Source organism: Aeromicrobium sp. REDSEA-S38_B2, from assembly GCF_001628525.1.
GTDB classification, from domain to species: Bacteria; Actinomycetota; Actinomycetes; order Propionibacteriales; family Nocardioidaceae; genus Aeromicrobium; species Aeromicrobium erythreum.
This window is the reverse complement of record NZ_LUNH01000005.1, coordinates 12,263-35,938: the sequence shown is the minus strand read 5'-3', so window position 1 is coordinate 35,938 and position 23,676 is coordinate 12,263. Positions and strand designations below refer to the sequence as shown.

Genomic DNA, 23,676 nt, shown 5'->3' with positions numbered 1-23,676 from the left:
GCATGAGCGACATGCCGAGCGAGGACCCGCGCAAGCGCGAGGACTGGGACGACGACCAGAAGCACAAGAAGCAGGACCCGGGCCTCGAGGGCGACGTCGACGACCCCGACGCCCCCGCCCCGTTCTCCGGCCCCTACACCTGAGCCCCCGCACCGGCCCCCCGGGAGGTAGGTGGCGCGCGGGACCTCGCCCCGGCGGTAGGCCACCCGCGCCAACCGCCAGCGTTTCCGCGCGCCACCTACCTCCCAGGGTGGTCGTAGCGCGCGCCACCTACCTCCCAGGGCCGGAGGGGACGATGGTCCGCGGGCGATCCAGCCTGCACCGGACCCACCGCCTGAGACACTGGGGCGCATGACGTTGTCGAGCCCGCAGGACCTGCCCGTGCTCGCCGGCCGCCCGTTCCCGCTGGGGGCCCACCCCGAGGCGGGAGGTGTCCGGTTCGCCGTCGCCAGCAGCGTGGCCGAGCGGGTCGAGCTGTGCCTCGTCGACCCCGACGGCAGCGAGCGGCGCGTCGAGCTGACCGAGCGCACCTTCGGCGTCTGGCACGGCCTCGTCCAGGGCGTGCTCCCCGGGCAGACGTACGGCTACCGCGTGCACGGCCCCTACGAGCCCAAGACCGGTCTGCGCTGCAACCCGCACAAGATCCTCCTCGACCCCTACGCCCGCCGCGTCACCGGCGCGCTCACCGACATGGAGGCCGCCCGCGGGTGGGCCGACGACCCCGAGGGGGTCGAGATGTCGACCGTCGACTCCCTCGGCCACGTGCCGCTCGCCGTCGTCACGAGCCCCGGCGGGCCCGACACCGGCACGAAGCCCGAGGTGCCGTTCGAGGAGACCGTCGTCCTCGAGCTGCACGTCAAGGGCTTCACGCAGCAGCACCCCGACGTCCCGGAGCACCTGCGCGGCACCTACCTCGGCCTCGCCCACCCCGCCGTGGTCGAGCACCTGCTGCGCCTCGGCGTCACCACCGTCGAGCTGCTGCCCGTGCAGGCCTTCACCGACGAGCCGTCGCTCGTGGCCGCGGGTCGGCACAACTACTGGGGCTACTCCCCGCTCGGCTACTTCGCGCCGCACCCCGGCTACGCGAGCGAGACGGGACGCGAGGTCGAGGAGTTCCGGACGATGGTCGCCGCGCTGCACGCCGCGGGCATCGAGGTCCTCGTCGACGTCGTCTACAACCACACCTGCGAGGGCGGCCCGGACGGGCCCACGCTCAGCCTGCGCGGGCTCGAGGCCCCGGCTTACTACCTGCACGACGACGACGGGCACATGGCCGACATCACGGGCTGCGGCAACACGCTGGAGGCGGGGTCGCCCGCGGTGGTCCGGCTCGTGACCGACTCGCTGCGGTACTGGACCACCGAGCTCGGCGTCGACGGGTTCCGCTTCGACCTCGCCTCGACGATGGGCCGCCCGCGCGGCGGCGCGTTCGACCGCGACAGCACCCTGCTGACCGCCATCACGACCGACCCGGTGCTCGCCCGGTGCAAGCTCGTCGCCGAGCCGTGGGACGCGACCGGCGAGGGCTACCGCGTCGGGGCGTTCGGCGCGCAGTGGGCCGAGTGGAACGGCATGTACCGCGACACGGTGCGCGACTTCTGGCGCGGCGCGTCGGGCGGGGTCGACCAGCTCGCGTACCGGCTGTCCGGCTCCTCCGACCTGTACGACCACACCCTGCGCCGACCCTGGCAGTCGATCAACTTCGTCACCGCCCACGACGGGTTCACCCTGCGCGACCTCGTCTCCTACGACCACAAGCACAACGAGGCCAACGGCGAGGACAACCGCGACGGGACCGACGACAACCGCTCCTGGAACCACGGCGTCGAGGGCGAGACCGACGACCCCGAGGTCCGGACGCTGCGGGCGCGTCAGGCGCGCAACCTGCTGGCCACGCTGCTGCTGTCGACCGGCACCCCGATGTTCGTCGCCGGCGACGAGCGCTGGCGCACGCAGGGCGGCAACAACAACGCCTACTGCCTCGACGACGCGACCTCGTGGGTCGACTGGACGTCGACGCCCGAGAGCGACGCGATGCTCGCCTTCGCCCGACGCGTCGTGCACCTGCGCGCCAACAGCCCTGCGCTGCGGCAGGCGGAGTTCTTCGACGGCCGTACGACGCCGAGCGGACGACCGGACCTGATCTGGCTGCGACCGGACGGCCAGGAGATGACCGAGCCCGACTGGCTCGACCCGGAGCGGCGCACCCTGGGCATGTGGATCGACGGCTCCCACAGCCAGTCCCGCACCCGTGACGGCGAGCTGCTCACCGACCACTCCTGGCTGCTCCTGCTGCACGCCGGCGCGGACCCGCTCGAGGTCGTCCTGCCCGGGCCGGAGTTCGGGGAGACGTTCGAGCCGACCCTCGACACGACGTCGCCCGACGGGTCGCCCGCCACGACAGACCCGCTCCCGGCCGGCGGGCGCCTGACGGTGCAGGGCCGATCGCTGCTGCTGCTGAAGGCCCCGCGCCAGGACTGAGGCGTCGGCGGATCGCGCGACCCCTCGATCCTGGGTACGTTCGAGACGACGACGGACCAGTCGTCCGACGCGAGCGACGGGAGTGCACCGCATGACGGACCGGATCGGCATCGACGACGTCCGACCCTTGTCCGGCGACGGGACCTACCCGTCGAAGGCGGTCGTGGGCGAGCACGTCCCCGTGCAGGCGACGGTCTGGCGCGAGGGCCACGACGCCGTGGCGGCCACCGTCGCCTGGCGTGGTCCCGGGGAACGGCGCGACCGCACCGTCCGGATGCACGAGCAGGGCACCGGCCTCGACCTCTTCGCCGCCACGATCGTCCCCGACGCCCCGGGGCTCTGGACCTTCCGCGTCGACGCCTGGAGCGACCCGTGGGCCACCGCGGTGCACGCCCTCGAGGCGAAGCTGGCGGCGGGCCAGACCCCCGCCGAGCTGGCCAACGACCTCGAGATCGCCGCCCGGCTGCTCGAGGAGGTCGCAGCCCGCCGCGACCGTCGCGCCGAGGCCGGCACGCTCAGCGGTGCCGCCGCGGCGCTGCGCGACGACACCCTCCCGCTCGGCGCCCGCGTGGGTCCCGCGCTCGACGCAGCCGTCCGCGCGGTCATGCACGACCACCCCGTGCGCCAGCTCCTCACCCGTGGCCCCGTCCGTCGCGTGTGGGTCGACCGTCGACGCGCCGCGTTCGGGTCCTGGTACGAGCTCTTCCCGCGGTCCACGGGCGGCGTCGATGCCGACGGACGCCCGGTGCACGGCACGCTCCGCACGGCCGCCGACGCGCTCGACCGGGTGGCCGCCATGCAGTTCGACGTCGTCTACCTGCCGCCGATCCACCCGATCGGGCGCGAGAACCGCAAGGGCCCGAACAACACGCTCACCCCCGGCCCCGACGACGTCGGCTCGCCGTGGGCCATCGGCGCCGCCGAGGGCGGGCACGACGCGATCCACCCCGAGCTCGGCGACGACGCCGACTTCGCCGCCTTCGTGGCACGGGCCGAGGAGCTCGGGCTCGAGGTGGCTCTCGACCTCGCCCTGCAGGCCGCGCCCGACCACCCCTGGGTCCGCGAGCACCCCGACTTCTTCACGACGCTGCCCGACGGCACCATCGCCTACGCCGAGAACCCGCCGAAGAAGTACCAGGACATCTACCCCCTGAACTTCGACCTCGACCCCGACGGCATCTACGCCGAGGTGCTGCGCGTGACGCTGCACTGGGTCGAGCGCGGCGTGCGCATCTTCCGCGTCGACAACCCGCACACGAAGCCGCCGAGCTTCTGGGCGTGGCTCATCGCCGAGGTCAAGGAGCGCCACCCCGACGTGCTGTTCCTGTCCGAGGCGTTCACGCGTCCCGCGCGGCTCTGGGGGCTCGCGCGGCTGGGCTTCACGCAGAGCTACACCTACTTCACGTGGCGCACGACGAAGGAGGAGATCGTCGAGTTCGGCGAGGACCTGCGCGACCACTGGGACGAGGGTCGCGGCAACCTCTTCGTCAACACGCCCGACATCCTCCCCGAGCACCTGCAGGTCGGTGGTCCGGGCATGTTCGCGCTGCGCGCGGCGCTCGCGGCCACGCTCGCCCCCACCTGGGGCGTCTACTCCGGCTACGAGCTGTTCGAGGCCGAGGCGCTCCGCCCCGGCGCCGAGGAGTACCTGCACTCGGAGAAGTTCGAGCTGCGTCCGCGCGACTACGCCGCGGCGCTGGCCGAGGGCCGCTCGCTGGAGCCGTGGATCACCCGTCTGAACGAGATCCGTCGGGCCCACCCGGCCCTGCAGCAGATGCGCACCCTGCACTTCCACCACGTCGACCACGACGCGCTGCTCGTCTGGTCGAAGCAGGACCCCGAGACCGGCGACCTCGTCGTCGTGGTCCTCTCGCTCGATCCGCACGAGGCCCGCGAGGGCACGGTCTTCCTCGACCTCGACGCGATCGGCCTGTCGCCCGACACCGAGCTCGTCGCGCACGACGAGGTGACCGGCGAGACCTTCCCGTGGGGTGCGGCCACGTACGTGCGCCTCGACCCCGCCCGCGCACCCGCGCACATCCTGCACGTGACCCCCCGATGACCCCGCGCCCCCTCCCGGGAGGAGACCAGATGGCCGACGCACCACCCGAGGCGACAGCACCCGACGCTGCGCTCGACGGGCTCGAGCACACCCCCCACACCGGCGACGACGTCGCCGCCGACGGGACGCTCTCCGAGCCGAGCGCCGACGACTTCGATCACGCCGAGCAGGCGCCCTCGGACCCGGAGTGGTTCAAGCGCGCCGTGTTCTACGAGGTGCTGGTCCGGGCGTTCAACGACTCCAACGGCGACGGCACGGGCGACCTGCGCGGCCTCGCCGACAAGCTCGACTACATCCAGTGGCTCGGCGTCGACTGCCTCTGGCTGCCCCCGTTCTACGCCTCGCCACTGCGCGACGGCGGCTACGACATCAGCGACTTCCGCGCCGTCCTGCCGGAGTTCGGCACGGTCGAGGACTTCGTCCACCTGCTGGAGGAGGCGCACCGACGCGGCATCCGCGTGATCACCGACCTCGTGCTCAACCACACGTCCGACGCCCACCCGTGGTTCCAGGCGTCGCGCCAGGACCCCGACGGTCCCTACGGCGACTTCTACGTGTGGAGCGAGACCGGCACCGAGTACAGCGACGCGCGCATCATCTTCGTCGACACCGAGACGTCGAACTGGACGTACGACCCGGTGCGCGGCCAGTTCTTCTGGCACCGCTTCTTCAGCCACCAGCCCGACCTGAACTTCGAGAACCCGGCCGTGCGCGAGGCGATGCTCGACGTGCTGCGCTTCTGGCTCGACCTCGGCATCGACGGGTTCCGGCTCGACGCCGTGCCCTACCTGTTCGAGGAGGAGGGCACAAGCAGCGAGAACCTGCCGCGGACCCACGAGTACCTCAAGGAGGTGCGCGCGACGATCGACCGCGAGTACCCCGGCCGGGTGCTGCTCGCCGAGGCGAACCAGTGGCCGTCGGACGTCGTGGAGTACTTCGGCGACCCCGAGGTCGGCGGCGACGAGTGCCACATGGCCTTCCACTTCCCCCTGATGCCGCGCATCTTCATGGCGGTGCGCCGCGAGTCGCGGTTCCCGATCTCGGAGATCCTGGCGCAGACGCCGCCCATCCCGGCCGGGACCCAGTGGGGCATCTTCCTGCGCAACCACGACGAGCTGACCCTCGAGATGGTCACCGACGACGAGCGCGACTACATGTACCGCGAGTACGCGCGCGACCCGCGGATGAAGGCCAACATCGGCATCCGGCGGCGGCTCGCGCCGTTGCTGGAGAACGACCGCAACCAGCTCGAGCTGTTCACCGCGCTTCTGCTGAGCCTGCCGGGCTCCCCGGTGCTCTACTACGGCGACGAGATCGGCATGGGCGACAACATCTGGCTCGGCGACCGCGACGCGGTCCGCACGCCGATGCAGTGGTCGCCGGACCGCAACGCCGGCTTCTCGCGCTCCGACCCCGGTCGCGTCTACCTGCCGCCGATCATGGACCCGACGTACGGCTACGAGGCGGTCAACGTCGAGGCGCAGATGGGCAACTCCGCGTCGCTGCTGTCGTGGACGCGGCGCATGATCGAGGTCCGCAAGCAGCACCTGGCCTTCGCCGAGGGCGACTTCGTCGACCTGGGCGGCTCGAACCCGAGCGTCCTGGCCTACCAGCGCGTCTGGACCCGTCCCGACGGCGAGCGCGACGTCGTGCTGTGCGTCAACAACCTGTCCCGCTTCCCCCAGCCCGTCGAGCTCGAGCTCGGCGAGCACGAGGGGTGCACCCCCGTCGAGCTGACCGGCAGCGTGCGCTTCCCGCGCGTCGGGGAGCTGCCCTACCTGCTGACCCTCCCGGGTCACGGCTTCTACTGGTTCCAGCTGGTCGAGCTCGGCGACGAGGGCGAACGAAGGAGCATGCTGTGAGCCAGCCCGTGACCCAGCACGACGTCGACCAGGTCGCGGCCGCCCTGCCCGGGTGGCTGCCCTCCCAGCGGTGGTTCGGCGGCAAGGACCGCGCGGTCACCTCCGTCCGCGCCCTCGACTGGACGGTCGTCGAGGACGGTGACCCCGCCCTCGTCCACCTCGTCGTCGAGGTCGGGCAGGACGACCGCACCGAGCCGTACCAGCTCCTGCTGGGTCGGCGCAGCGACGGACTGCCGGACGTCCCGGCGACCGCCGCGATCGGGGTCGAGGACGGCCCCGTCTGGTACGAGGCCAGCGGCGACGCCGACCTCACCGGCGTGCTGCTCGACCACGTGGCCGCCGGCGACGTGGTCGGCGACCTGCGGTTCGAGCCGGAGCCGGGCGCCGAGCTCGTGACGGGCCTCCGCGCTCACCCGATCACGTCGGAGCAGAGCAACACCTCCCTCGTCTACGGCGGCCAGTACATCCTCAAGCTCTTCCGTCGGCTCACGCCCGGCACCAACAAGGACCTCGTGCTGCACCGGGCGCTGCGCGAGGTCGGGTCGTCGCACGTCGCCGAGCCGCTCGGCGCGATCAGCGGCACGCTCGGTGACGACGAGGTCACCTTCGCGATGCTGCAGCGCTTCCTGCCCGATGCGGCCGACGGCTGGGTCATGGCCACCACGAGCGTCCGCGACTACATGGCCGACGACGCGGGGCTGCCGCCCGGCGACCTCGGCGGCGACTTCGCGGGCGAGGCCTACCGGCTGGGTCGCGCCGTGGCCGACGTCCACGCCGACCTCGCCCGCGCCCTGGGCACCGAGACGGCTGCCGGCGACGACCTCGCCCGCACGGTCGAGGCCATGGAGCGCCGGCTCGACCGCGTGGCCGCGGCCGTGCCCGCCCTGCGCGAGCACACCGACGGGATCCGCGACGCGTTCCGCGCCGTGGTCGACGTCGAGCTCAGGCTGCCGCTGCAGCCCGTCCACGGCGACCTGCACCTGGGCCAGGTGCTGCGCACCGTCTCCGGGTGGCTCGTCCTCGACTTCGAGGGGGAGCCCGCGGCCAGCCTCGCGGAGCGCTCGGCGCTGCGGTCGCCGCTGCGCGACGTCGCCGGCATGCTCCGCTCCTTCGACTACGCCGCCCACCAGCTGCTCGTCGGCCAGCCCCACGACGACGCCCGCCGCGAGCGTGCCGACGCCTGGGCCGTCCACAACCGGACGGCGTTCTGCGACGGCTACGCCAAGGCGGCCGGGCACGACCCCCGCGACGAGTCCGTGCTGCTGCGCGGGCTCGAGCTCGACAAGGCGGTCTACGAGGTGGGCTACGAGCACGCCAACCGGCCCGACTGGACCGACGTGCCGCTCGGCTCCATCGCCCGCATCCTCACCGAGGAGGCCTGACATGACGTCCGACGACACCCCCACCCCCAGCGCGGCCACGGGCGCCGAGCCGGCGGACGGCTGGCCCGTCGCGGTCGGCGAGCTCGACCTCCACCTCATCGGCGAGGGCCGCCACGAGCGGCTCTGGGACGTGCTGGGCGCCCACGTCCGCACCCACGACGGCACCGACGGGCCCGTCGCGGGCACCTCGTTCGCGCTCTGGGCGCCGAACGCCCGCAGCGTGCAGGTCGTCGGCGACTTCAACGGCTGGGACGGCGGTGCGCACGCCATGCGACCGCTCGGCGGCCCGGGTGTCTGGGACCTCTTCGTCCCGGGCGTCGGCGCCGGCGCGCGGTACAAGTTCCGGGTCGAGGGCGCCGACGGCGTCTGGCACGAGAAGATCGACCCGCTCGCGTTCGGCACCGAGGTGCCGCCCGCGACGGCGTCGGTCGTCGTCGAGCCGACGCACCGCTGGCGCGACGACGCCTGGGTGGAGCAGCGCGACGCGACCCGCTGGGCCGAGGCCCCCGTGAGCATCTACGAGGTGCACCTCGGGTCGTGGCGTCCCGGGCTGACGTACCGCGAGCTCGCCGAGGAGCTGGGCGACTACCTCCTCGAGATGGGCTTCACCCACGTCGAGCTGCTGCCCGTCGCCGAGCACCCCTTCGGCGGCTCCTGGGGCTACCAGGTCACGTCGTACTACGCGCCGACGTCGCGGTTCGGCTCCCCCGACGACTTCCGCTGGTTCGTCGACGAGCTGCACCAGCGCGGCCTCGGCGTCATCGTCGACTGGGTGCCTGCGCACTTCCCGAAGGACGAGTGGGCCCTGGCCCGCTTCGACGGCACCGCCCTCTACGAGCACCCCGACCCGCGCCGCGGCGAGCAGCCCGACTGGGGCACCTACGTGTTCGACTTCGGACGTCCGGAGGTGCGCAACTTCCTCGTCGCCAACGCGCTGTTCTGGCTCGAGGAGTTCCACCTCGACGGCCTGCGCGTCGACGCCGTCGCGTCGATGCTCTACCTCGACTACTCGCGCAACGACGGCGAGTGGGTGCCCAACAAGCACGGTGGCCGCGAGAACCTCGAGGCCGTGCAGCTGCTCCAGGAGCTCAACGCGACGGTCTACAAGCACCACCCCGGCGTGATGATGGTGGCCGAGGAGTCGACGGCCTGGCCGGGCGTCAGCGCCCCCACCGACGCGGGCGGCCTCGGGTTCGGCTTCAAGTGGAACATGGGCTGGATGCACGACACGCTCTCCTACCTGAGCCACGACCCCGTGCACCGCTCGTACCACCACGGGGAGATGACGTTCGCCATCGACTACGCCTGGACCGAGAACTTCGTGCTGCCGCTGTCGCACGACGAGGTCGTGCACGGCAAGGGCTCGCTGTGGGGCCGGATGCCGGGCGACGCGTGGAACAAGGCGGCCGGCGTGCGCGCCCTGCTGGCGTTCATGTGGGCCCATCCCGGCAAGCAGATGCTGTTCATGGGCGGTGAGTTCGGGCAGGAGGGCGAGTGGGCGGAGGCCCGCGGGCTCGACTGGGACGAGCTGCGCGACCCGCTGCACGCGGGCGTCCTCGAGCTGGTCGCCGACCTGAACCAGACGTACCGCGCGACCCCCGCGCTCCACACGGCCGACACCACCCCCGACGGGTTCCGCTGGATCGACGCCTCCGACGTCGCGGGCAACGTCGTGTGCTTCCTGCGGATCGGCAGCGACGGGTCGCAGCTGGCCTGCCTGGCGAACTTCTCCGGAGCGCCGCACCACGACTACCGCGTCGGGTTGCCGCTCCTGGGCCGGTGGCGCGAGGTGCTGAACACCGACGCGCAGGCGTACGGCGGCTCGGGTGTCGGCAACCTGGGGTCGGTCGAGGCCGAGGGGATCCCGCACCACGGGTTCGCGGCGTCAGCCCTCGTCCAGCTGCCCCCGGCCGGGGTCCTCTGGCTGGAGCCCGACGCCACCTAGGGTGGGCCCCATGACGACGTGGGGTGCCTCGAGCGAGGTCGGCCGCCTGCGGACGGTGCTGCTGCACCGGCCGGGCCAGGAGCTCGCGCGGCTGACGCCGCGCAACAACGACTCGCTGCTGTTCGACGGCATCCCCTGGCTGGGGCGCGCGCAGGACGAGCACGACGCGTTCGCGCAGGCGCTGCGCGACCACGACGTCGAGGTGCTGTACCTCGTCGAGCTGCTCACCGAGACGCTCGAGCAGGCCGACGCCCGGGCCGAGATCGTCGAGAGCACGACGTCGACGCTGCACCTCGGCGACAGCCTGCGTCGCTACCTGGTGGCCGCGCTGTCGGACCTCGCCCCCGCCGACCTCGCCGCCGTCGTGACGGCCGGCCTGCGCAACGACGAGGTCGCGCACCGCAGCATCGTCACGAGCCTGCTGCGCCCCGACGACTTCCTCGTCGACCCGCTGCCCAACCTGCTCTTCACGCGCGACTCCTCCGTGTGGCTGCTCGACCGGGTCGCCGTCACGAGCCTGGCGATGCCGGCGCGCGTCCGCGAGACGCAGCTGACCGGTCTCGTGTACGCCCACCACCCGCGCTTCGCGGGCGTCGAACGGGTCCACGGTCCGCACCTGGAGCACCTCGAGGGCGGCGACGTGCTGCTGCTCGCGCCCGGTGTCGTCGCGGTCGGCGTCGGGGAGCGGACGACTCCCGCCGGCTTCGAGCGGTTCGCGGCCACCGCACTGCGTGCCGGTCTGGCCGAGTCGGTGCTGGCGGTGCCCATCGCCCAGGAACGCGCCACGATGCACCTCGACACGATCGTCACGATGGTCGACGTCGACACCGTCGTCATCTACCCGAACATGGCCGACGAGCTGCGGGCGCTGGCGGTCACGCTCGACGCGGACGGCTCGCTGTCGGTGGCGCCGGAGCGGTCGTTCTTCGACGCCGCGGCCGACGCGATGGGCATCGAGCGCCTGCACCGCATTGACACCGGTCTCGACCCGGTGACCGCCGAGCGCGAGCAGTGGGACGACGGCAACAACACCCTCGCCATCGACGCCCGCCTCGCCGTCGCCTACGAGCGCAACGAGCAGACCAACGCCCGCCTGGAGGAGCACGGCATCGAGGTCGTGGCCATCAGCGGCTCCGAGCTCGGCTCCGGCCGCGGCGGCCCCCGCTGCATGTCCTGCCCCGTCCTCCGCGACTGACCCGCCCCTCCCCCCTCGCCGCCCTTGGGGTTGGGCCCCACCCAAAGGGTGACTCACCCACCCAGCGCTGAGGTGGGGTGAATCCTTCGGGTGGGGGCGACGGTCGGTGGTGACGTCGGTCAGCCCCCGGCGGACAACGGGCGGCCATCCTCTGGGTGGGGCCCCACCCAGAGGATGCGTCCCACCCCAGCGCTGGGGTGGGAGGTCACCCTTGGGGTGGGGCCCCACCCCAAGGGTGAGGGTCAGGCGAGGGTGACCTGGGGCGCGTAGAGGGCCATGGCGTCGAGGGCGCGACGGTGGTTCTCGGGCGTCGAGCCGGCGCACGCGTCGACGGCCACCCGCACGGTCGCTCCCGCGTCGGCGGCGGCGAGCACGGTCGACAGGACGCAGCAGTCGGTCGAGACGCCGGCGACGACGAGGTCGGGCGCCTCGCCCGTCACCGTCCTCACGACGTCCCACTTGCCGAACGTCGGCGCGTCGACCACGGTCGCCGCGGCCGCGACGTCGGCCAGCTCGGGGACGACCTCGAACATCGGGTCGTCGGCCGGGCGGTCGGCGAAAGGCCACGCGTCGAAGTAGGCACGCCACGAGCCGACCCGTTCGGCGTCGGGCGCGGGCACCCAGCGCGTGACGATCGTCGGCAGCCTCGCCGCCAGCGCGCGCACCGGCTCGAGGGTCGCCGCGAACATGGGCGATCCCCAGGGCGAGCCGGGGTCGGCGAAGACCCGCTGCGGGTCGACGACGACCAGCCAGGTCCGCGTCATGCCCCGACCCTCACGCGGCACCGGCCTCCTGGCGACGCACGGCCGACCGTCGCGCGACGAGGGTGACGAGCAGCCCGATCGCGAACGCGGCCAGCACGCCGAGGTTCGCGTACGGCCACGCACCGTCCCAGCCGGCGCCGTCAGGCAGACGGGTGCCGAGCCCGAACGGCTCGATCAGGTAGCCCTGCCAGTCGTTCCACGCGGTCCCGGAGATCTGGTTGACGACGAGGCCCCAGCCCACGACCGACGCGACGACCATCGTCGCCACCGACGTCCACGCGACTGCGCCGTAGCGTCCCGACGCGTCGAACAGCGCCGCCTCGTCGTAGTCGCGACGCCGCAGGGCGATGTCGCCGATCATGATGCCGGCCCACGCGGCGACGGGGACGCCGAGCGTGATGAGGAAGCTCTGGAACGGCCCGAGGAACGTCTGTGCGACGAACACGACGTACACCGTCCCGGCCGTCAGGATGACGCCGTCGACGAGGGCGGCCGCCGGGCGCGGGATGCGCACGCCGAGGCTCAGGAGCGTCAGGCCGGAGGAGTAGATGCCGAGCACGGCGCCCGACACGAGCGCCAGCACCGACGCGACGAGGAACGGCACGAGGAACCAGGTCGGCAGGACCGACGCGAGCGTGCCGACGGGGTCGTTCACGATCCCCGCGCTGAGGGTGTCCGACGAGCCCGCGAGCAGGATGCCGTAGACCACGAGCACGACAGGTGCGAGCGCCCCGGCCAGCGTGTTCCACGCGACGATCTGCGCGCCCGACGTGTCGCGCCGCTGGTACCGCGACCAGTCCGCGGCGATATTGATCCAGCCGAAGCCGAACCCGGTCATCACCATGACGAACGCCCCGACCACGGCCTGGCCGGACCCGCCGGGCAGCGACGTGACGCGGTCGAGGTCGATCTGGTCGAACGTGAGCAGGATGTAGCCGATGGTGGCGGCGCCGGTGAGCCAGGTCAGCACCGACTGCATCCGCATGATCACGTGGTACCCGGCGACCGACGCGGCGACGATCAGGGCCGCGATGACGGCGCAGGCGACGACCTTCGTGGCCGTCCCACCACCCCAGCCGAGCTCGCGCAGGACCGTGGCGGTGGCCAGGGTCGCGGTGATGGCCAGGAACGTCTCCCAGCCGATCGAGATCAGCCAGCTGAAGACGCCGGGCAGCTTCTGGCCGACGACGCCGAACGGTGCGCGGCTGAGGATCATCGTCGGCGCCGAGCCGCGCTTGCCGGCGATCGCGACCAGGCCGCAGGCCGCGAACGACACCACGACACCGAGGACGGTCACGAGCACCGCCTGCGTCAGCGAGAGCCCGAAGCCGAGCACGAAGCTGCCGTAGGAGATGCCGAACACCGACACGTTCGCGGCGAACCACGGCCAGAAGAGGTCGGACGGCTTCGCGGTGCGCTCCGCCTCGTCGACGATCTCGATGCCGGTGACCTCGATGCCGGCCCGTCGGACCGCGTCCAGCTCGCTCATGGGGTCAGCGTCCCACGTCGGGGGCGGCGCGTCTCCCCCACGCAAACGTGCGGATCATGCGCACCGTTGCGTGGGGGCGAGCCCGTTTGCGTGGGGCCCCACGCAAACGGGCCGGGGTCACCGGATGGTGAGCTGACGGCTGGTGAGGTTGGCGCGGGCGTTGCGCTGCTCCTGGGTGAGGGGCGCGTCGTCGGCGATCGCAGCCTCCAGCCGCTGGGCGAGGGCCGCGACGGGCTCCTCGAGCGCGGCCGCGCCGTCGTCGACGACGGCGGGGTCCATCTCCCACACCGGCACCAGCAGCCCGTGGGCGCGGAACATGCCGATGAGCTTCGTGCCCTCGCCGAGGGTCTCCTCGCCGGCGGCCGCGAGACGGGCGAAGCCGTCGAGCACCGTGGCCTCGCTCTGCGTGACGACCCAGCGCAGGTAGCGCTTGTCGCCCATGCGCACCCAGTAGGCCGCCTCGACCGACGTCAGCCGCTCGGTGGGGGCGATGGACTCGTTGGCGGCGGCCAGCGCGTCGGAGCCCTCGGCGTCGGTGCCCTCGACCCAGAAGTCGAAGCCGTCGTGCACCTCCACGTCGAACGACGACGCGGGATCGACGATCTGCTGCAGCCGGTCGCCCACGCCCGGGTCGGTCAGGCGCACCGGGTTGCCGGGCTCGGTCTCGCGGGCGGCCTCGATGGCGCCGGCGAGGTCGCGGCTCACGTCGCCGTAGTTGTGCAGCACCTGCAGGCCGAGCCAGATCTCGCCGTCGGGGCGACGGATGCCGGCGCCACCACCGGGCAGCAGCGAGCACACGCGCACCCGCTCGCCGTCGGTGAGCGTGACCGTGGCGGTCGCGGACGGCACGAACTCGCGCAGCGCGATCCAGTCACCCTCGTGCGGCAGCCCCTCGAAGGTGCGGGCGACGAAGGGCATGCGGGCCGGCTTCGGCGCCTTAGTGCGGCGCGACTTCTTTCCCATGGGTCGCACCCTAGCCAGAGGTGCGGGCGGCGGCAGGCCGCAGGGTCGCTCCTGACCGATCGAGTCAGCGGGCGAGCGGCAGCTCGGCGCCGACGCGGGTGCCGGCGGACATGTCGACCCACCAGCGATCGGCGACGCGGTTGATGATCGAGAGCCCGCGGCCGCTGAGGGAGTCCTCGTCGAAGTCGATCGGCTTGAGCGACCCGCCCTGGCCGTCGTCGTGGACGCTGATCTCGAGCAGCTGCCGCTCGGGGTCGATCGTCCACGCCAGCTCCATCGTGCCGTCGTCGGACGGCTGGCCGTGCGCGACGGCGTTGGCGACCATCTCGCTCATCACGATGAGCGCGTCGTCGATGACGCTGGACGAGGCACGGTGCACGGTGAGGAAGCCGGCGAGCTTGGTGCGGGCGATGCTCGGCGTCGACGGCTCGAACGGCAGACGCACGGTCGCGGACGGACGGGTGGTCGCTGCGGCGTTGCCGTCGACCTGTTCTCCGCCCGGGTGCATATAGTCCAAAGTAACCAGTCAGCAGCCGATAATCCAGCCCGTGTGGCCCACCTCCCGCCGCGGACGCCGCGTGAGACCCGCTCCGCACGGGCGCCAGACCTTCCAGGAGCCCCCTGTGGACGTGCCCACGACGACCGTTGCCGACCTGCCCGACCCGCTGCCCGACGACCTCGTCGTGCTGGACGTTCGCGAGCCCCACGAGTGGGACGCGGGGCACGTCCCGGGCGCCGTGCACGTGCCGCTCGGCGACCTCCCGACGCGCGTCGGTGAGCTCGACCCGCAAGCACGCACGCTCGTCGTCTGCCACCTCGGCGGTCGCTCGGCGCGGGCCACGGCGTGGCTCGGGCAGCAGGGCCACGACGTCGTCAACCTGGCCGGCGGGATGGACGCGTGGGAGGCGGCGGGCCGACCCACCGTGAGCTGAGCGTCCCTGGACGCGGAAAGGCCCCCTGGACCGTGTGGTCCGGGGGGCCTCTCCGTGGCTGAGGGGCCTAGCTCACTTGGCGGCAGCCTTGAGCTTCGAGCCGGCGCTCACCTTCACGCCGTAGCCGGCGGGGATGTCGATGGTCTCACCGGTCGCGGGGTTGCGGCCCGTGCGAGCGGCGCGCGAGACGCGCTCGACCGAGAGGATGCCGGGGATGGCGACCTTCTCGCCCTTGCTGACGGCGTCGATCAGGACGTCGGCCAGCGCGCTGAGGACGTCGTCGGCGGTGGACTTGGTGGTGTCGGCCTTCTCGGCGAGGGCCGAGACGAGGTCGCTGCGGGAGATAGCCACGGGGACTCCTAGAGAGTTCGGATGTTGTGCGCTCAGCAGTCTAGGCAGGAAACCCCGACATTCCGGTGCACCCCGGCCCCTACGGCGTGCCTTCTGCCCGTGATATCGGGCCTCGGAGGGCGTCCCAGTCGGGGCCGGGAGCGTCGATGAGCCCCCGCAGCGCCTCCAGGTACCGCTCCCTCGGCCACCGCACGACCCCCAGCGACTCCAGGTGCGGGGTCGCCCACTGCACGTCGACGAGCCCCTCGGGCCCGACGGCGTCGATGAGCGCCACCAGGGCCACCTTCGAGGCGTCGCGTGCGTGGTGGAACATCGACTCCCCCGCGAACAGGCGTCCGACCGAGAGTCCGTACAGCCCGCCGACGAGGGTCCCGTCGGCGTCGCGGGTCTCGACGGAGTGCGCCCAGCCGAGCTCGTGCAGGCGCACGTACGCGTCGCGGATACCGCGGTCGATCCAGGCGCCGGGCCGACGGGGGTCGGCGCACGCGTCGACCACCTCGGCGAACGCGGTGTCGACGGTGACCGTCAGCCGGCGCACCGCCTGGCGCAGCGACCGTGAGACCCGCAGCGCCGACGGCTCCAGCACGCCACGCTCGATCGGCGACCACCACAGCAGGTCGCCCTCGTCCGGCATCGGGAACGCACCGTGCCGGTAGGCCTCGACCACCGTCGACGGCTCGAGGTCGGCTCCGGCCGCGACGCAGTCGGACCGCGGCCACAGCTCGGGCCGGAACTCCCAGGGGGACGGCGGCAGCGGGACGGCGGGCACGTCAGGCCTCCAGCACGCGGCTCAGGTGGTGCGCGGGCATCTCGCCCCACTCGCGCCACTCCTCGTCGGTGGCCCCCTCGAGGGAGTCCCACCAGGTCAGGGCACGGTTGACGGGCTGCGTGAAGGCCGTGGCGGCGCGCAGCTCGGCGAGGTCGCGCGGGTCGGCGACGTCGGACCACATCTCGGAGTAGGTGGCGAGCACGTCGTCCCAGGCCAGCGCGCTGCGGGTCGTGATCCAGCCGTAGGGCACGCTCAGGACCTCGAGCGCGTGGGACCACTGCAGGTCGCCGAAGTCGAACACGCGCAGGTCGGCGAAGGCGTTCCAGGGGTGCACGTCACCATGCTGCACGGTGACCGGGACGCTCGACGACGCGAGACGCGCGACGGCCTCGAGCAGCTGGTCGCGACGTCCGGCGAGCGCGGTGGCGCCGGCGTGGTCGAGGGCCGAGGGGTGCTCGGCGGGCAGCGTCGCGAGGCGTTCGAGCAGGGCGTCGAAACGGGCCGGGACGGTCTCGGGCGAGCAGTCGGGGACGCCGGTGGCGAGCACGGCGTCGCGACGGTCGACGAGGCGACGCTGCAGGCGCGCGGTCGCGATCATGACGCCGCGCCAGTCGGCGAGGGTGGGCTCGCGAGAGTCGCCCAGCGTCACGCCACGGTCGGCGGTGAGCATCCACCCCTGTGTGGGGTCGACCGCGAGCGGTGCGGCCACCTGGTCGGGCGCGACGTCGGCCAGCAGGGCGTGCAGCGCCGGCTCGAACGCCATCGACCGGCAGTTCGCCTTGAACCAGAGGCGCCCGCGGTCGGTGGGCACGACCAGCTGCGTCGACCACGGTCGCACCCGACGTTGCTCGATCGGGCCGGCGAGCGCGTGCCCCGCCTCCTCGGCGCGGGCGTGGATCCAGGCGTGCGCCTCCTCGAGCCAGCCCGGCGACGTGACCTGCCGGCTGAACGCCTCGTCCATGCGCTGAGCGTAGGGCCCGCCGCCGTTCGGGGGGCGGACCTCGAGCGCGTCCCTAGGATTGTGGGCATGGCTGGACTTCGAGGCAGGGCCGCGGTGGCGGCGACGAACAAGTTCGCTCCCCAGGTGGCAGGCGGGTTCGTCCGCCAGGTGCTGGACCGCGCGATCGACGGCGTCGGGCCGCTCCCGTCGGCGCGCAAGGCCGCCGACGCCCACCTGGTCGACACCGATGGCGACGTCGAGGCCGCGATCACGCGTCTCGTGCGACGCCACACGGCGCTGGCCGGCGCGCAGGGGTTCGTGACGAACCTGGGCGGCATCGCGGCGGTGGCCGTGTCGGTGCCGGCGAACGTCGTCGGCGTCACGCTGGTGCAGGCGCACATGGTCGCGGGGGTGGCCGCGCTCCGCGGCTACGACCTCACCGACCCGCGGGTGCGCAACGCGATCCTCGTCTGCATGCTCGGCGAGGACGCGGTGAAGGACCTGCTGAAGTCGGGCAAGCTGCCGTCGCCGCCGATGACGCTCGCGACGTCGCCGGTGCACTCCCCGGAGCTCGACCGGATCATCTCCCACGAGGTCACCGCCGAGCTCATCACCCGCACCGTCGGCCGCCGCGCCGTCACCCTCGTCGCCCGGCGCGTGCCGCTCATCGGCGGTGCCGTCGCAGGCGGGTCCGACGGCTGGTCGACGCGGCAGATCGGCCAGTACGCCGCGCGCGAGCTGAAGGACCGCAACATCCCGAAGCGGCAGGCCTAGCCGCGCAGCCCGTCACTGGTTCCCATCAGTTGATGGGAACCAGCATCTGACCATGGTTCTTCCTCACTCACCTGCGAATCATTCCGAGGGTGAGTGGGGGATTCCCATGACCTCATGGGAATCAGCGGCCTGACTGGTGACCGCGGGTCAGGACTCGACCGGCGCGACGGGCTGGCGCAGGATCGTGCGCAGGCGCTCCGGGGCGGTGCGCCGGGGGTCGCCGAGGTAGACCTCGTGGTGGCGGCCGGTGAGGCGCAGCCCTGCCGACGGGATCTCGACGTCGTGCATCCGCGCGAGCACTGGGCCCTCGTCGTCGTAGGGGCCGACGTGCAGCGTCTGGATGCACAGACCCTCGTGCAGCACCCGCAGGTCGACGCGGTCGAGGCCGGTGAGCTCCGGCTTCCTGCGCGCCACGGTCGCGACGGCGTCGGCGAACGCGGCGTCGTCGACCCAGGTGGGCGCGAGGACGAGCGTGGTCCAGCTCCAGCGGCTCTTGTCGCGCGCGCTCGTGAACGCGGCCATGTCGTCGGACCACCAGAGCGCCTCGAGCGGCATGACCGTCTCGTCGTGGCCGCGCGCCTTCCCCGCGAACCGCAGGGCGTAGGCGACGGGGTAGAGCGCGGCGAGCGCCTCGGCGTAGGAGGCGGACGTGTTGGGGTCGCCCTGGCCGTCGACCGCCAGGTACGTCAGCGGCGGCACCTCGAGCACGTCGAAGACCCCGCGCCGCGCGCGGTAGTGGGTCAGGGTGCGCTTGCGGTCGAGGGTCACGCCTGCTCCTGCTCGCGCTGGCGCGCCCGGTACTCCGCGGCGGCGTGACGGTTGCCGCAGGTGGTGCTGCAGAAGCGACGGGAGCGGTTGCGAGAGAGGTCGAGGACGATGCCGTCGCAGCCGTCGTCGGCGCAGGTCGCGAAGCGGGACAGCTCGCCGGCGGTCACCACCTCGCTGAACGCGACGGCGGTCTCGAGGGCGATCCGCTCGTGCAGCGGCCGGTCGTCGTCGACGACGTGCAGGTGCCAGCCGAGGGGCCCGTGGTTCACGAGTCGGGGCTGCGCGGGGAACGCGGCGAGCAGGTCGTTGACGACGGCGACGGCCTCGTCGAGCTCGGCCGTCATCAGTCGACGCAGGGTCGCGCGCAGCGCGCGTACCTCGTCGAGCTCCGCGCGGTCGCGGTCGTGCCGGCCGGTGTAGCCGTGCCGCTCGTAGTAGCCGTCGAGCTCCGCCACGGAGGTGAGGGTGTCGGGCTCCTCGGCCGAGTTCGCCAGCTCGACGGCGGCCAGCAGGTTCGCCTCGGTGTCATGAGCGAAGACCATGTTGACACCTTACGACATTCGCCCCTATCGTCAGGACCCATGACCAGCAACGCTCCTGACGCAGCATCGCTGGCGGGCGCCTCGGCGCCGTCGCGACGCTCCCCGAACGCCGGGAGCGGACGCACCGCGTCGGGCCTCGCGTTCGCCCTGGTGTCGGCCTCGGCCTTCGGGCTCTCCGGGTCCCTGGCCCGCGGACTGCTGGAGTCGGGCTGGAGCGCCGGCGCCGCAGCGGCCGTCCGGATGGGCGTCGCCGCCGCGGTCGTGGCGCTGCCGACGGCCCTCGCGATGCGCGGTCGCTGGAGCCTGGTCCGCCGCGCCGCGCCGACGGTGCTGCTCTACGGCCTGCTCGCCGTCGCCGGCGCGCAGCTCTGCTACTTCTACGCCGTGCAGACGCTGCAGGTCGGCGTGGCGCTGCTCATCGAGTACATGGCGCCCGTCGCCGTCGTGGTGTTCCTGTGGGTCGCCCGCGGGGAGCGCCCCGGGAGGCTCACCGTCGCCGGCGCCGTCGTCGCGATGGCGGGTCTCGCGCTCGTGCTCGGCCTGCTGTCGGGGGTCTCCCTCGACGGGGTCGGGGTCCTGTGGGCCCTCGGCGCGACGATCGGCGCCGCGACCTACTTCCTGCTGTCGGCCGACGACCGCGTCGGGCTGCCGCCGGTCGCGCTGGCCGGCGGCGGCCTGCTCGTCGGCAGCGCCGCCCTCGGTCTCGGCGGTCTGGTCGGCGTGCTGCCGATGACCGCGTCGACCGCTGACGCGACGCTGGGCGACGTCGCGCTCCCCTGGTGGCTGCTCGTCGGTCTGCTGGGCGTCGTGACCGCGGCGCTCGCCTACGTCACGGGCATCGCGGCCGGACGTCGGCTCGGGTCGCGCGTGGCGTCGTTCGTCGCCCTGTCGGAGGTGCTCATGGCCGTGCTGTTCGCGTGGCTGCTGCTCGACGAGCTGCCGACCACGGCCCAGCTCCTCGGCGGCCTGCTCGTCCTGGCCGGCGTCGTGCTGGTCAAGGTCGGCGAGCCCCGGCACGTCGAGGAGCACGGGGCGACGTCGCCCACCGTCGAGCCGCTGCCGCCGACCTGAGCGCCCGCCCCACCCTCACCGGCAGCGCCCGTTTGCGTGGGACCCCACGCAAACCGGCTCGCCCCCACGCAAAGATGCGCCGGATCTGCACGCTTGGGTGGGGCCCCCACGCAAACGCGCACCCGAGGCGAGGTCAGGTGCGGACGTGCATCCGCTCGCCCTGCGGGCCGAAGATGGCCAGCACCTCGGTGGGGTGGGGGCCGGGGTTGCTCACCCAGTGCGGGGTGCGGGTGTCGAACTCGACGACCTCGCCGGGCCCGATCGTCAGGTCGCGCGAGCCCAGGACCAGACGCACCTGCCCCGAGAGGACGTACATCCACTCGTAGCCGTCGTGCGTGCGCAGGCTCGGCTCGGCGTCGGCCTCCACCGGCATGACGATCTTGTACGACTGCAGCCCGCCCGGACGTCGCGTCAGCGGCACGAACGTGCGACCGTGCCGCACCACCGGGCGCGCCCGCACGCGAGGGTCGCCGGTCTCGGGCGCGTCGACGAGCTCGTCGAGTGCGACACCGTGCGCGGCGGCGAGGGGCAGCAGGAGCTCGAGTGTCGGCCTGCGCTGCCCCGACTCCAGTCGCGACAAGGTGCTCACCGAGATGCCGGTCTGCTCCGCGACGTCGGCGAGGGTCGCGTCGCGCTCCAGGCGCAGCTGCCGCAGCCGAGGCCCGACGCCCGCCAGCACCTCGCCGAGGTCGGAGGGGGCGGTCATGCGCCGGGCTCCAGTCGACGCAGCGACGCCTCGGTGCCGAGCTCGGCACGGTCACGGCGAACACGACGCCAGTGGTCGAGCGCGGCGATGAGGACGGTCGGGTCGCCGCTCAGGTGCGGGAACGAGATCGCCAGCGCCCTCTCGGCCTCCGGGATCGGTCGTGCCTGCTGCTCGCCGAACCCGGTCGGGGCGCGCAGCACCCGCACCTGGTCCGCCGTGCGTGCGTAGACGACGAGCGTACGACGCGGCTGCCGCAGCGCAACCACCTCGACGACGTCGTCCCACGCGATCTCGCGCTCGGAGCTCCAGGTGCGCAACCGGACGGTGTCGGGGGTGAGCACCAGGGCGCCCCGAGGGCGGCGACCTGCAAGCACGGCGACCACGGTCGGCACGGCGAGGACCAGCACGACCGCCGCACCGACGAGCCCGACCGACGGCCCCGTCGAGCCCGACCCCGCGACCGCCGAGAGGACCAGGAGGGCGCTGAAGAGCACGGCGGCCCCGGTGGTGCCCCACGCGAGGAACCGCGCCAGGCGCGACTCCGGGAGCACGGTGGCGGCGTCGACGAGCGTCGACGCGTGGGCGCCTCGCGGCGTGGCGAGGAAGCGCAGCAGGTATCCGACCGCGAGGACGGCGGTCGCCGCCATGGCGGCACCGGCCAGGGCGAGGAGCAGGTCGCCACGGGTGAGCAGCAGCACCGACGCCGCGAGGAGGGCCGGCCCGAGCAGCACAGCGGCCGCACCCATGCCGAGCACCTGGCCCACCGGCGGTCTCGGCGACGACGGCCGCGCCTCCGCGCCGCTCACCACGGGGTCACCGCGTCCCACACGTCGCTCGCCGTGTCCTTCACGCCCTCGCCGAAGTCGCGCAGACCCTCGTCGATCGCCTCGGTGACGTCCTCGGGGACCCAGTGGTCCCAGGCGTACTCCGCCAGCATGCCGACGCCGACGGCCGCGACGGTGCCGACCGCGGCGACGGCCAGGACGGGAGCACCTGCCGTGACCGCGATGGCCCCGGCGGCGATGCCGGCCCCCGTCGCGAGCACCTCGCTGGAGATGACCTGACCGGGCGAGTCGCCGTTGGCGATGTCGTTGCCCGCGAGGCCGACGGTGAGCAGCCCCCCGACGATGGGGAGTCGCCGGGCGATCCGCTCCGACCCCTCGGCGAGCGCGTCCAGGCCCCGCGCGGCCTGACGGTTGCCGCGGACGTCCACGGCGTCGCCCGCCGCGCGTCGGGCGGGGTTGCCGGAGCGCTGCGCACGGCGCGCCTCGGCCGCCTCGCGACGCAGGCGTGCCGCCTCGCTGCCGTGATGGTTCGCCAGCTCCTCGAGCCGACCCTTGCGCAGGTCGATCGTGAAGAGCATGGCCGTGGCGGGCAGCTTCTGCAGCTGCTTGACGAGGTAGGACAGCAGAGTCGGGTCGTCGGCCGTCGCGATGTGGGTGAGGTTCGCGTCGATCCACTCATCGAGGGTGGTGCGCTCCTGCTCGACCTCCCCCAGCAGCCGGTTGTAGAGCTCGACCTTGTCGTTCGCCTGCTCGAACCGGTCGTTCTCCGCGTCCCACGCGGTGCGCTCCGCCTCCGTCGACCCGGCGGGCAGGTCGGCGGGACGTTGCGGCTCCGGCGGGGTCTGGATGACGGTGCCGGCCACGGTGAGCCCGCCCTCCGTGGCCTCGGCACGGCGATCGGCCATGTGCTCTTGGGCGTGCGTCAGCTTGACGGCGTAGGTGCGGAACTTCTCCGCCACGCGACCGAGGTGCTCCTCCTGCTCGTCACCGGCGTCGATCACCTGGCTCGCGACGTCACGGTAGGCCTCGGCGGCGGCTCCTTCCCAGTCGCGACCGGCGCGCTGCCGGGCCGAGGTGCCCCGCTCGCCCGCCTCGCCGACCTTCGCGCGCAGGGTGTCCGAGACCCACGTGGCGGCGGCACGGACCGCCGCCGGGTCCCCCTCCAGCTTCGTCTCGATCATCGTCCGCCCTCGTCGGCAGGGAGCCCGCGCGTGACCTGGTCGAAGGCGTCGCGGATGGATTCGTCGGTGGCGTCGTACTGGTCGACGACCTGGCCCATCACGGTCGCGACGGCCCGGTGGACGGCCGCGAGGTCGCTCGCCTCGGACATGACGTTCGACAGGATCGCCGAGATCGCCGAGGACCCGGGACCGGCGTCGACGGTGCCGGGCGCCGACTCCCCCGTACCCTCGATCAGCTCGGCTCCCTCGAGGTGGAGGTCGCGGATCGCCTCGCCGGCACCGGGCTCGATCCGCAGGTCGCTCACAAGGAACCTCCGGTGTGCCGGACCTCGGCGGGCAGCTCCTGATCGAGCAGCACGACGTCGTAACGCGCCTGCTCACGCAGGGTGGAGAGGTGGCCGGTCTCCATCAGCGTCCAGGGCTGGTGGTCCCCGCAGCAGCGCGCCAAGCGGTCGAGCGCGGTGTATGCGAGGAGGGCGAGCCGACCGTCCTCGAGGGTGCGGAGCTCGACCTGCGGGGACTCGCCCGGGATGGTCGGACGGCAAGGCAGGTACAGCACCGGCGGAATCTGCCGGCGTCCATCTGGCTGGTCGGTCATGTCTTCCCCCAGGGTGTGGCCGCTCACGCAGCACCGAAGTCGTGAACCCATCGTGCCAGACGCTGCAGCGCCCCGGGGTTGCCAGAACAGCAAAGTTCTTTGTCGTCTGAACGCCA

The 23,676-nt window shown here is 73.0% G+C and carries 24 protein-coding genes; 10 read left to right on the top strand and 14 right to left on the bottom strand.

What is annotated here, in order from left to right; all coding sequences use genetic code 11:
- Positions 1 to 2 precede the first annotated feature (2 nt).
- From A6Q81_RS01085 to A6Q81_RS01055, 7 genes are all read left to right on the top strand, one after another.
- A complete protein-coding gene (locus A6Q81_RS01085; protein WP_286689229.1) occupies positions 3 to 143 on the top strand; it encodes a hypothetical protein in 141 nt (46 codons plus the stop codon).
- Between the two features lie 208 nt (positions 144 to 351).
- A complete protein-coding gene (glgX, locus tag A6Q81_RS01080; RefSeq protein ID WP_286689228.1) occupies positions 352 to 2,481 on the top strand; it encodes a glycogen debranching protein GlgX in 2,130 nt (709 codons plus the stop codon).
- A gap of 91 nt (positions 2,482 to 2,572) precedes the next feature.
- Positions 2,573 to 4,543, top strand: a complete 1,971-nt coding sequence (locus A6Q81_RS01075) for a maltotransferase domain-containing protein (protein ID WP_286689227.1) — start codon at positions 2,573 to 2,575, stop codon at positions 4,541 to 4,543.
- A 29-nt stretch (positions 4,544 to 4,572) separates the two neighbouring features.
- Positions 4,573 to 6,405 (top strand): maltose alpha-D-glucosyltransferase, encoded by a 1,833-nt coding sequence (gene treS, locus A6Q81_RS01070; RefSeq protein ID WP_286689226.1) that lies wholly within the window; start codon positions 4,573 to 4,575, stop codon positions 6,403 to 6,405.
- Complete coding sequence (locus tag A6Q81_RS01065; protein WP_286689225.1) at positions 6,402 to 7,787, top strand: maltokinase N-terminal cap-like domain-containing protein; 1,386 nt, start codon at positions 6,402 to 6,404, stop codon at positions 7,785 to 7,787. Before treS ends, A6Q81_RS01065 begins: the two co-directional genes overlap by 4 nt.
- 1 nt (position 7,788) lies before the next feature.
- Positions 7,789 to 9,732 (top strand): 1,4-alpha-glucan branching protein GlgB, encoded by a 1,944-nt coding sequence (gene glgB, locus A6Q81_RS01060; protein WP_286689224.1) that lies wholly within the window; start codon positions 7,789 to 7,791, stop codon positions 9,730 to 9,732.
- A 10-nt stretch (positions 9,733 to 9,742) separates the two neighbouring features.
- Positions 9,743 to 10,927, top strand: a complete 1,185-nt coding sequence (locus tag A6Q81_RS01055; RefSeq protein ID WP_286689223.1) for an arginine deiminase — start codon at positions 9,743 to 9,745, stop codon at positions 10,925 to 10,927.
- A gap of 242 nt (positions 10,928 to 11,169) precedes the next feature.
- Here the strand turns inward: A6Q81_RS01055 and A6Q81_RS01050 are convergent, their stop codons facing one another.
- From A6Q81_RS01050 to A6Q81_RS01035, 4 genes are all read right to left on the bottom strand, one after another.
- A complete protein-coding gene (locus tag A6Q81_RS01050) occupies positions 11,170 to 11,691 on the bottom strand; it encodes a cysteine hydrolase family protein (protein ID WP_286689222.1) in 522 nt (173 codons plus the stop codon).
- A gap of 10 nt (positions 11,692 to 11,701) precedes the next feature.
- On the bottom strand, positions 11,702 to 13,180 hold the full coding sequence (locus A6Q81_RS01045) for a purine-cytosine permease family protein (RefSeq protein WP_067860768.1): 1,479 nt from the start codon (positions 13,178 to 13,180) through the stop codon (positions 11,702 to 11,704).
- Positions 13,181 to 13,297: 117 nt separating this feature from the next.
- Positions 13,298 to 14,143, bottom strand: coding sequence for a DUF5926 family protein (locus A6Q81_RS01040; protein WP_286689221.1), 846 nt, complete (start codon positions 14,141 to 14,143; stop codon positions 13,298 to 13,300).
- Positions 14,144 to 14,207: 64 nt separating this feature from the next.
- Positions 14,208 to 14,651, bottom strand: coding sequence for an ATP-binding protein (locus A6Q81_RS01035; RefSeq protein WP_286689220.1), 444 nt, complete (start codon positions 14,649 to 14,651; stop codon positions 14,208 to 14,210).
- Positions 14,652 to 14,766: 115 nt separating this feature from the next.
- Between A6Q81_RS01035 and A6Q81_RS01030 the strand changes: the two genes are divergently transcribed.
- Positions 14,767 to 15,075, top strand: coding sequence for a rhodanese-like domain-containing protein (locus A6Q81_RS01030; protein ID WP_253021399.1), 309 nt, complete (start codon positions 14,767 to 14,769; stop codon positions 15,073 to 15,075).
- 72 nt (positions 15,076 to 15,147) lie between these two features.
- Here the strand turns inward: A6Q81_RS01030 and A6Q81_RS01025 are convergent, their stop codons facing one another.
- The 3 genes from A6Q81_RS01025 to A6Q81_RS01015 all read right to left on the bottom strand — a co-directional run bounded on the left by A6Q81_RS01025 (position 15,148) and on the right by A6Q81_RS01015 (position 17,156).
- Positions 15,148 to 15,426, bottom strand: coding sequence for an HU family DNA-binding protein (locus tag A6Q81_RS01025; protein WP_067860776.1), 279 nt, complete (start codon positions 15,424 to 15,426; stop codon positions 15,148 to 15,150).
- Positions 15,427 to 15,505: 79 nt separating this feature from the next.
- Positions 15,506 to 16,195 (bottom strand): leucyl/phenylalanyl-tRNA--protein transferase, encoded by a 690-nt coding sequence (gene aat / locus A6Q81_RS01020; RefSeq protein WP_502692797.1) that lies wholly within the window; start codon positions 16,193 to 16,195, stop codon positions 15,506 to 15,508.
- 1 nt (position 16,196) lies between these two features.
- A complete protein-coding gene (locus tag A6Q81_RS01015; RefSeq protein WP_286689219.1) occupies positions 16,197 to 17,156 on the bottom strand; it encodes a phosphotransferase family protein in 960 nt (319 codons plus the stop codon).
- 66 nt (positions 17,157 to 17,222) lie between these two features.
- Between A6Q81_RS01015 and A6Q81_RS01010 the strand changes: the two genes are divergently transcribed.
- On the top strand, positions 17,223 to 17,909 hold the full coding sequence (locus A6Q81_RS01010; protein ID WP_286689218.1) for an EcsC family protein: 687 nt from the start codon (positions 17,223 to 17,225) through the stop codon (positions 17,907 to 17,909).
- A 147-nt stretch (positions 17,910 to 18,056) separates the two neighbouring features.
- On the opposite strand, the gene A6Q81_RS01005 is transcribed toward A6Q81_RS01010, so the two are convergent.
- Entirely contained in the window at positions 18,057 to 18,677 is a 621-nt protein-coding gene (locus A6Q81_RS01005; protein ID WP_286689217.1) for a GyrI-like domain-containing protein, read from the bottom strand.
- Positions 18,674 to 19,219, bottom strand: a complete 546-nt coding sequence (locus tag A6Q81_RS01000) for a CGNR zinc finger domain-containing protein (RefSeq protein ID WP_286689216.1) — start codon at positions 19,217 to 19,219, stop codon at positions 18,674 to 18,676. Before A6Q81_RS01000 ends, A6Q81_RS01005 begins: the two co-directional genes overlap by 4 nt.
- 39 nt (positions 19,220 to 19,258) lie before the next feature.
- On the opposite strand from A6Q81_RS01000, the gene A6Q81_RS00995 reads away from it, so the two are divergent.
- Positions 19,259 to 20,290: an EamA family transporter gene (locus A6Q81_RS00995; protein ID WP_286689215.1), complete on the top strand. Its 1,032-nt coding sequence runs from the start codon at positions 19,259 to 19,261 to the stop codon at positions 20,288 to 20,290.
- A gap of 133 nt (positions 20,291 to 20,423) precedes the next feature.
- Here the strand turns inward: A6Q81_RS00995 and A6Q81_RS00990 are convergent, their stop codons facing one another.
- From A6Q81_RS00990 to A6Q81_RS00970, 5 genes are read right to left on the bottom strand one after another with little or no spacing between them, the layout of a single operon-like run.
- Positions 20,424 to 20,996 carry a helix-turn-helix domain-containing protein gene (locus A6Q81_RS00990; protein ID WP_067860788.1) on the bottom strand — a complete coding sequence of 191 codons (573 nt, stop codon included), beginning with the start codon at positions 20,994 to 20,996 and terminating at the stop codon, positions 20,424 to 20,426.
- Positions 20,993 to 21,742, bottom strand: a complete 750-nt coding sequence (locus A6Q81_RS00985) for a hypothetical protein (protein WP_286689214.1) — start codon at positions 21,740 to 21,742, stop codon at positions 20,993 to 20,995. Before A6Q81_RS00985 ends, A6Q81_RS00990 begins: the two co-directional genes overlap by 4 nt.
- 56 nt (positions 21,743 to 21,798) lie before the next feature.
- Positions 21,799 to 22,962, bottom strand: a complete 1,164-nt coding sequence (locus A6Q81_RS00980) for a WXG100 family type VII secretion target (RefSeq protein ID WP_253021409.1) — start codon at positions 22,960 to 22,962, stop codon at positions 21,799 to 21,801.
- Positions 22,959 to 23,267: a hypothetical protein gene (locus A6Q81_RS00975; protein ID WP_067860794.1), complete on the bottom strand. Its 309-nt coding sequence runs from the start codon at positions 23,265 to 23,267 to the stop codon at positions 22,959 to 22,961. The genes A6Q81_RS00980 and A6Q81_RS00975 overlap by 4 nt, the downstream gene beginning before the upstream one ends.
- Positions 23,264 to 23,560, bottom strand: coding sequence for an SAV_915 family protein (locus tag A6Q81_RS00970; RefSeq protein ID WP_067860796.1), 297 nt, complete (start codon positions 23,558 to 23,560; stop codon positions 23,264 to 23,266). Before A6Q81_RS00970 ends, A6Q81_RS00975 begins: the two co-directional genes overlap by 4 nt.
- Between the last annotated feature and the right edge of the window lie 116 nt (positions 23,561 to 23,676).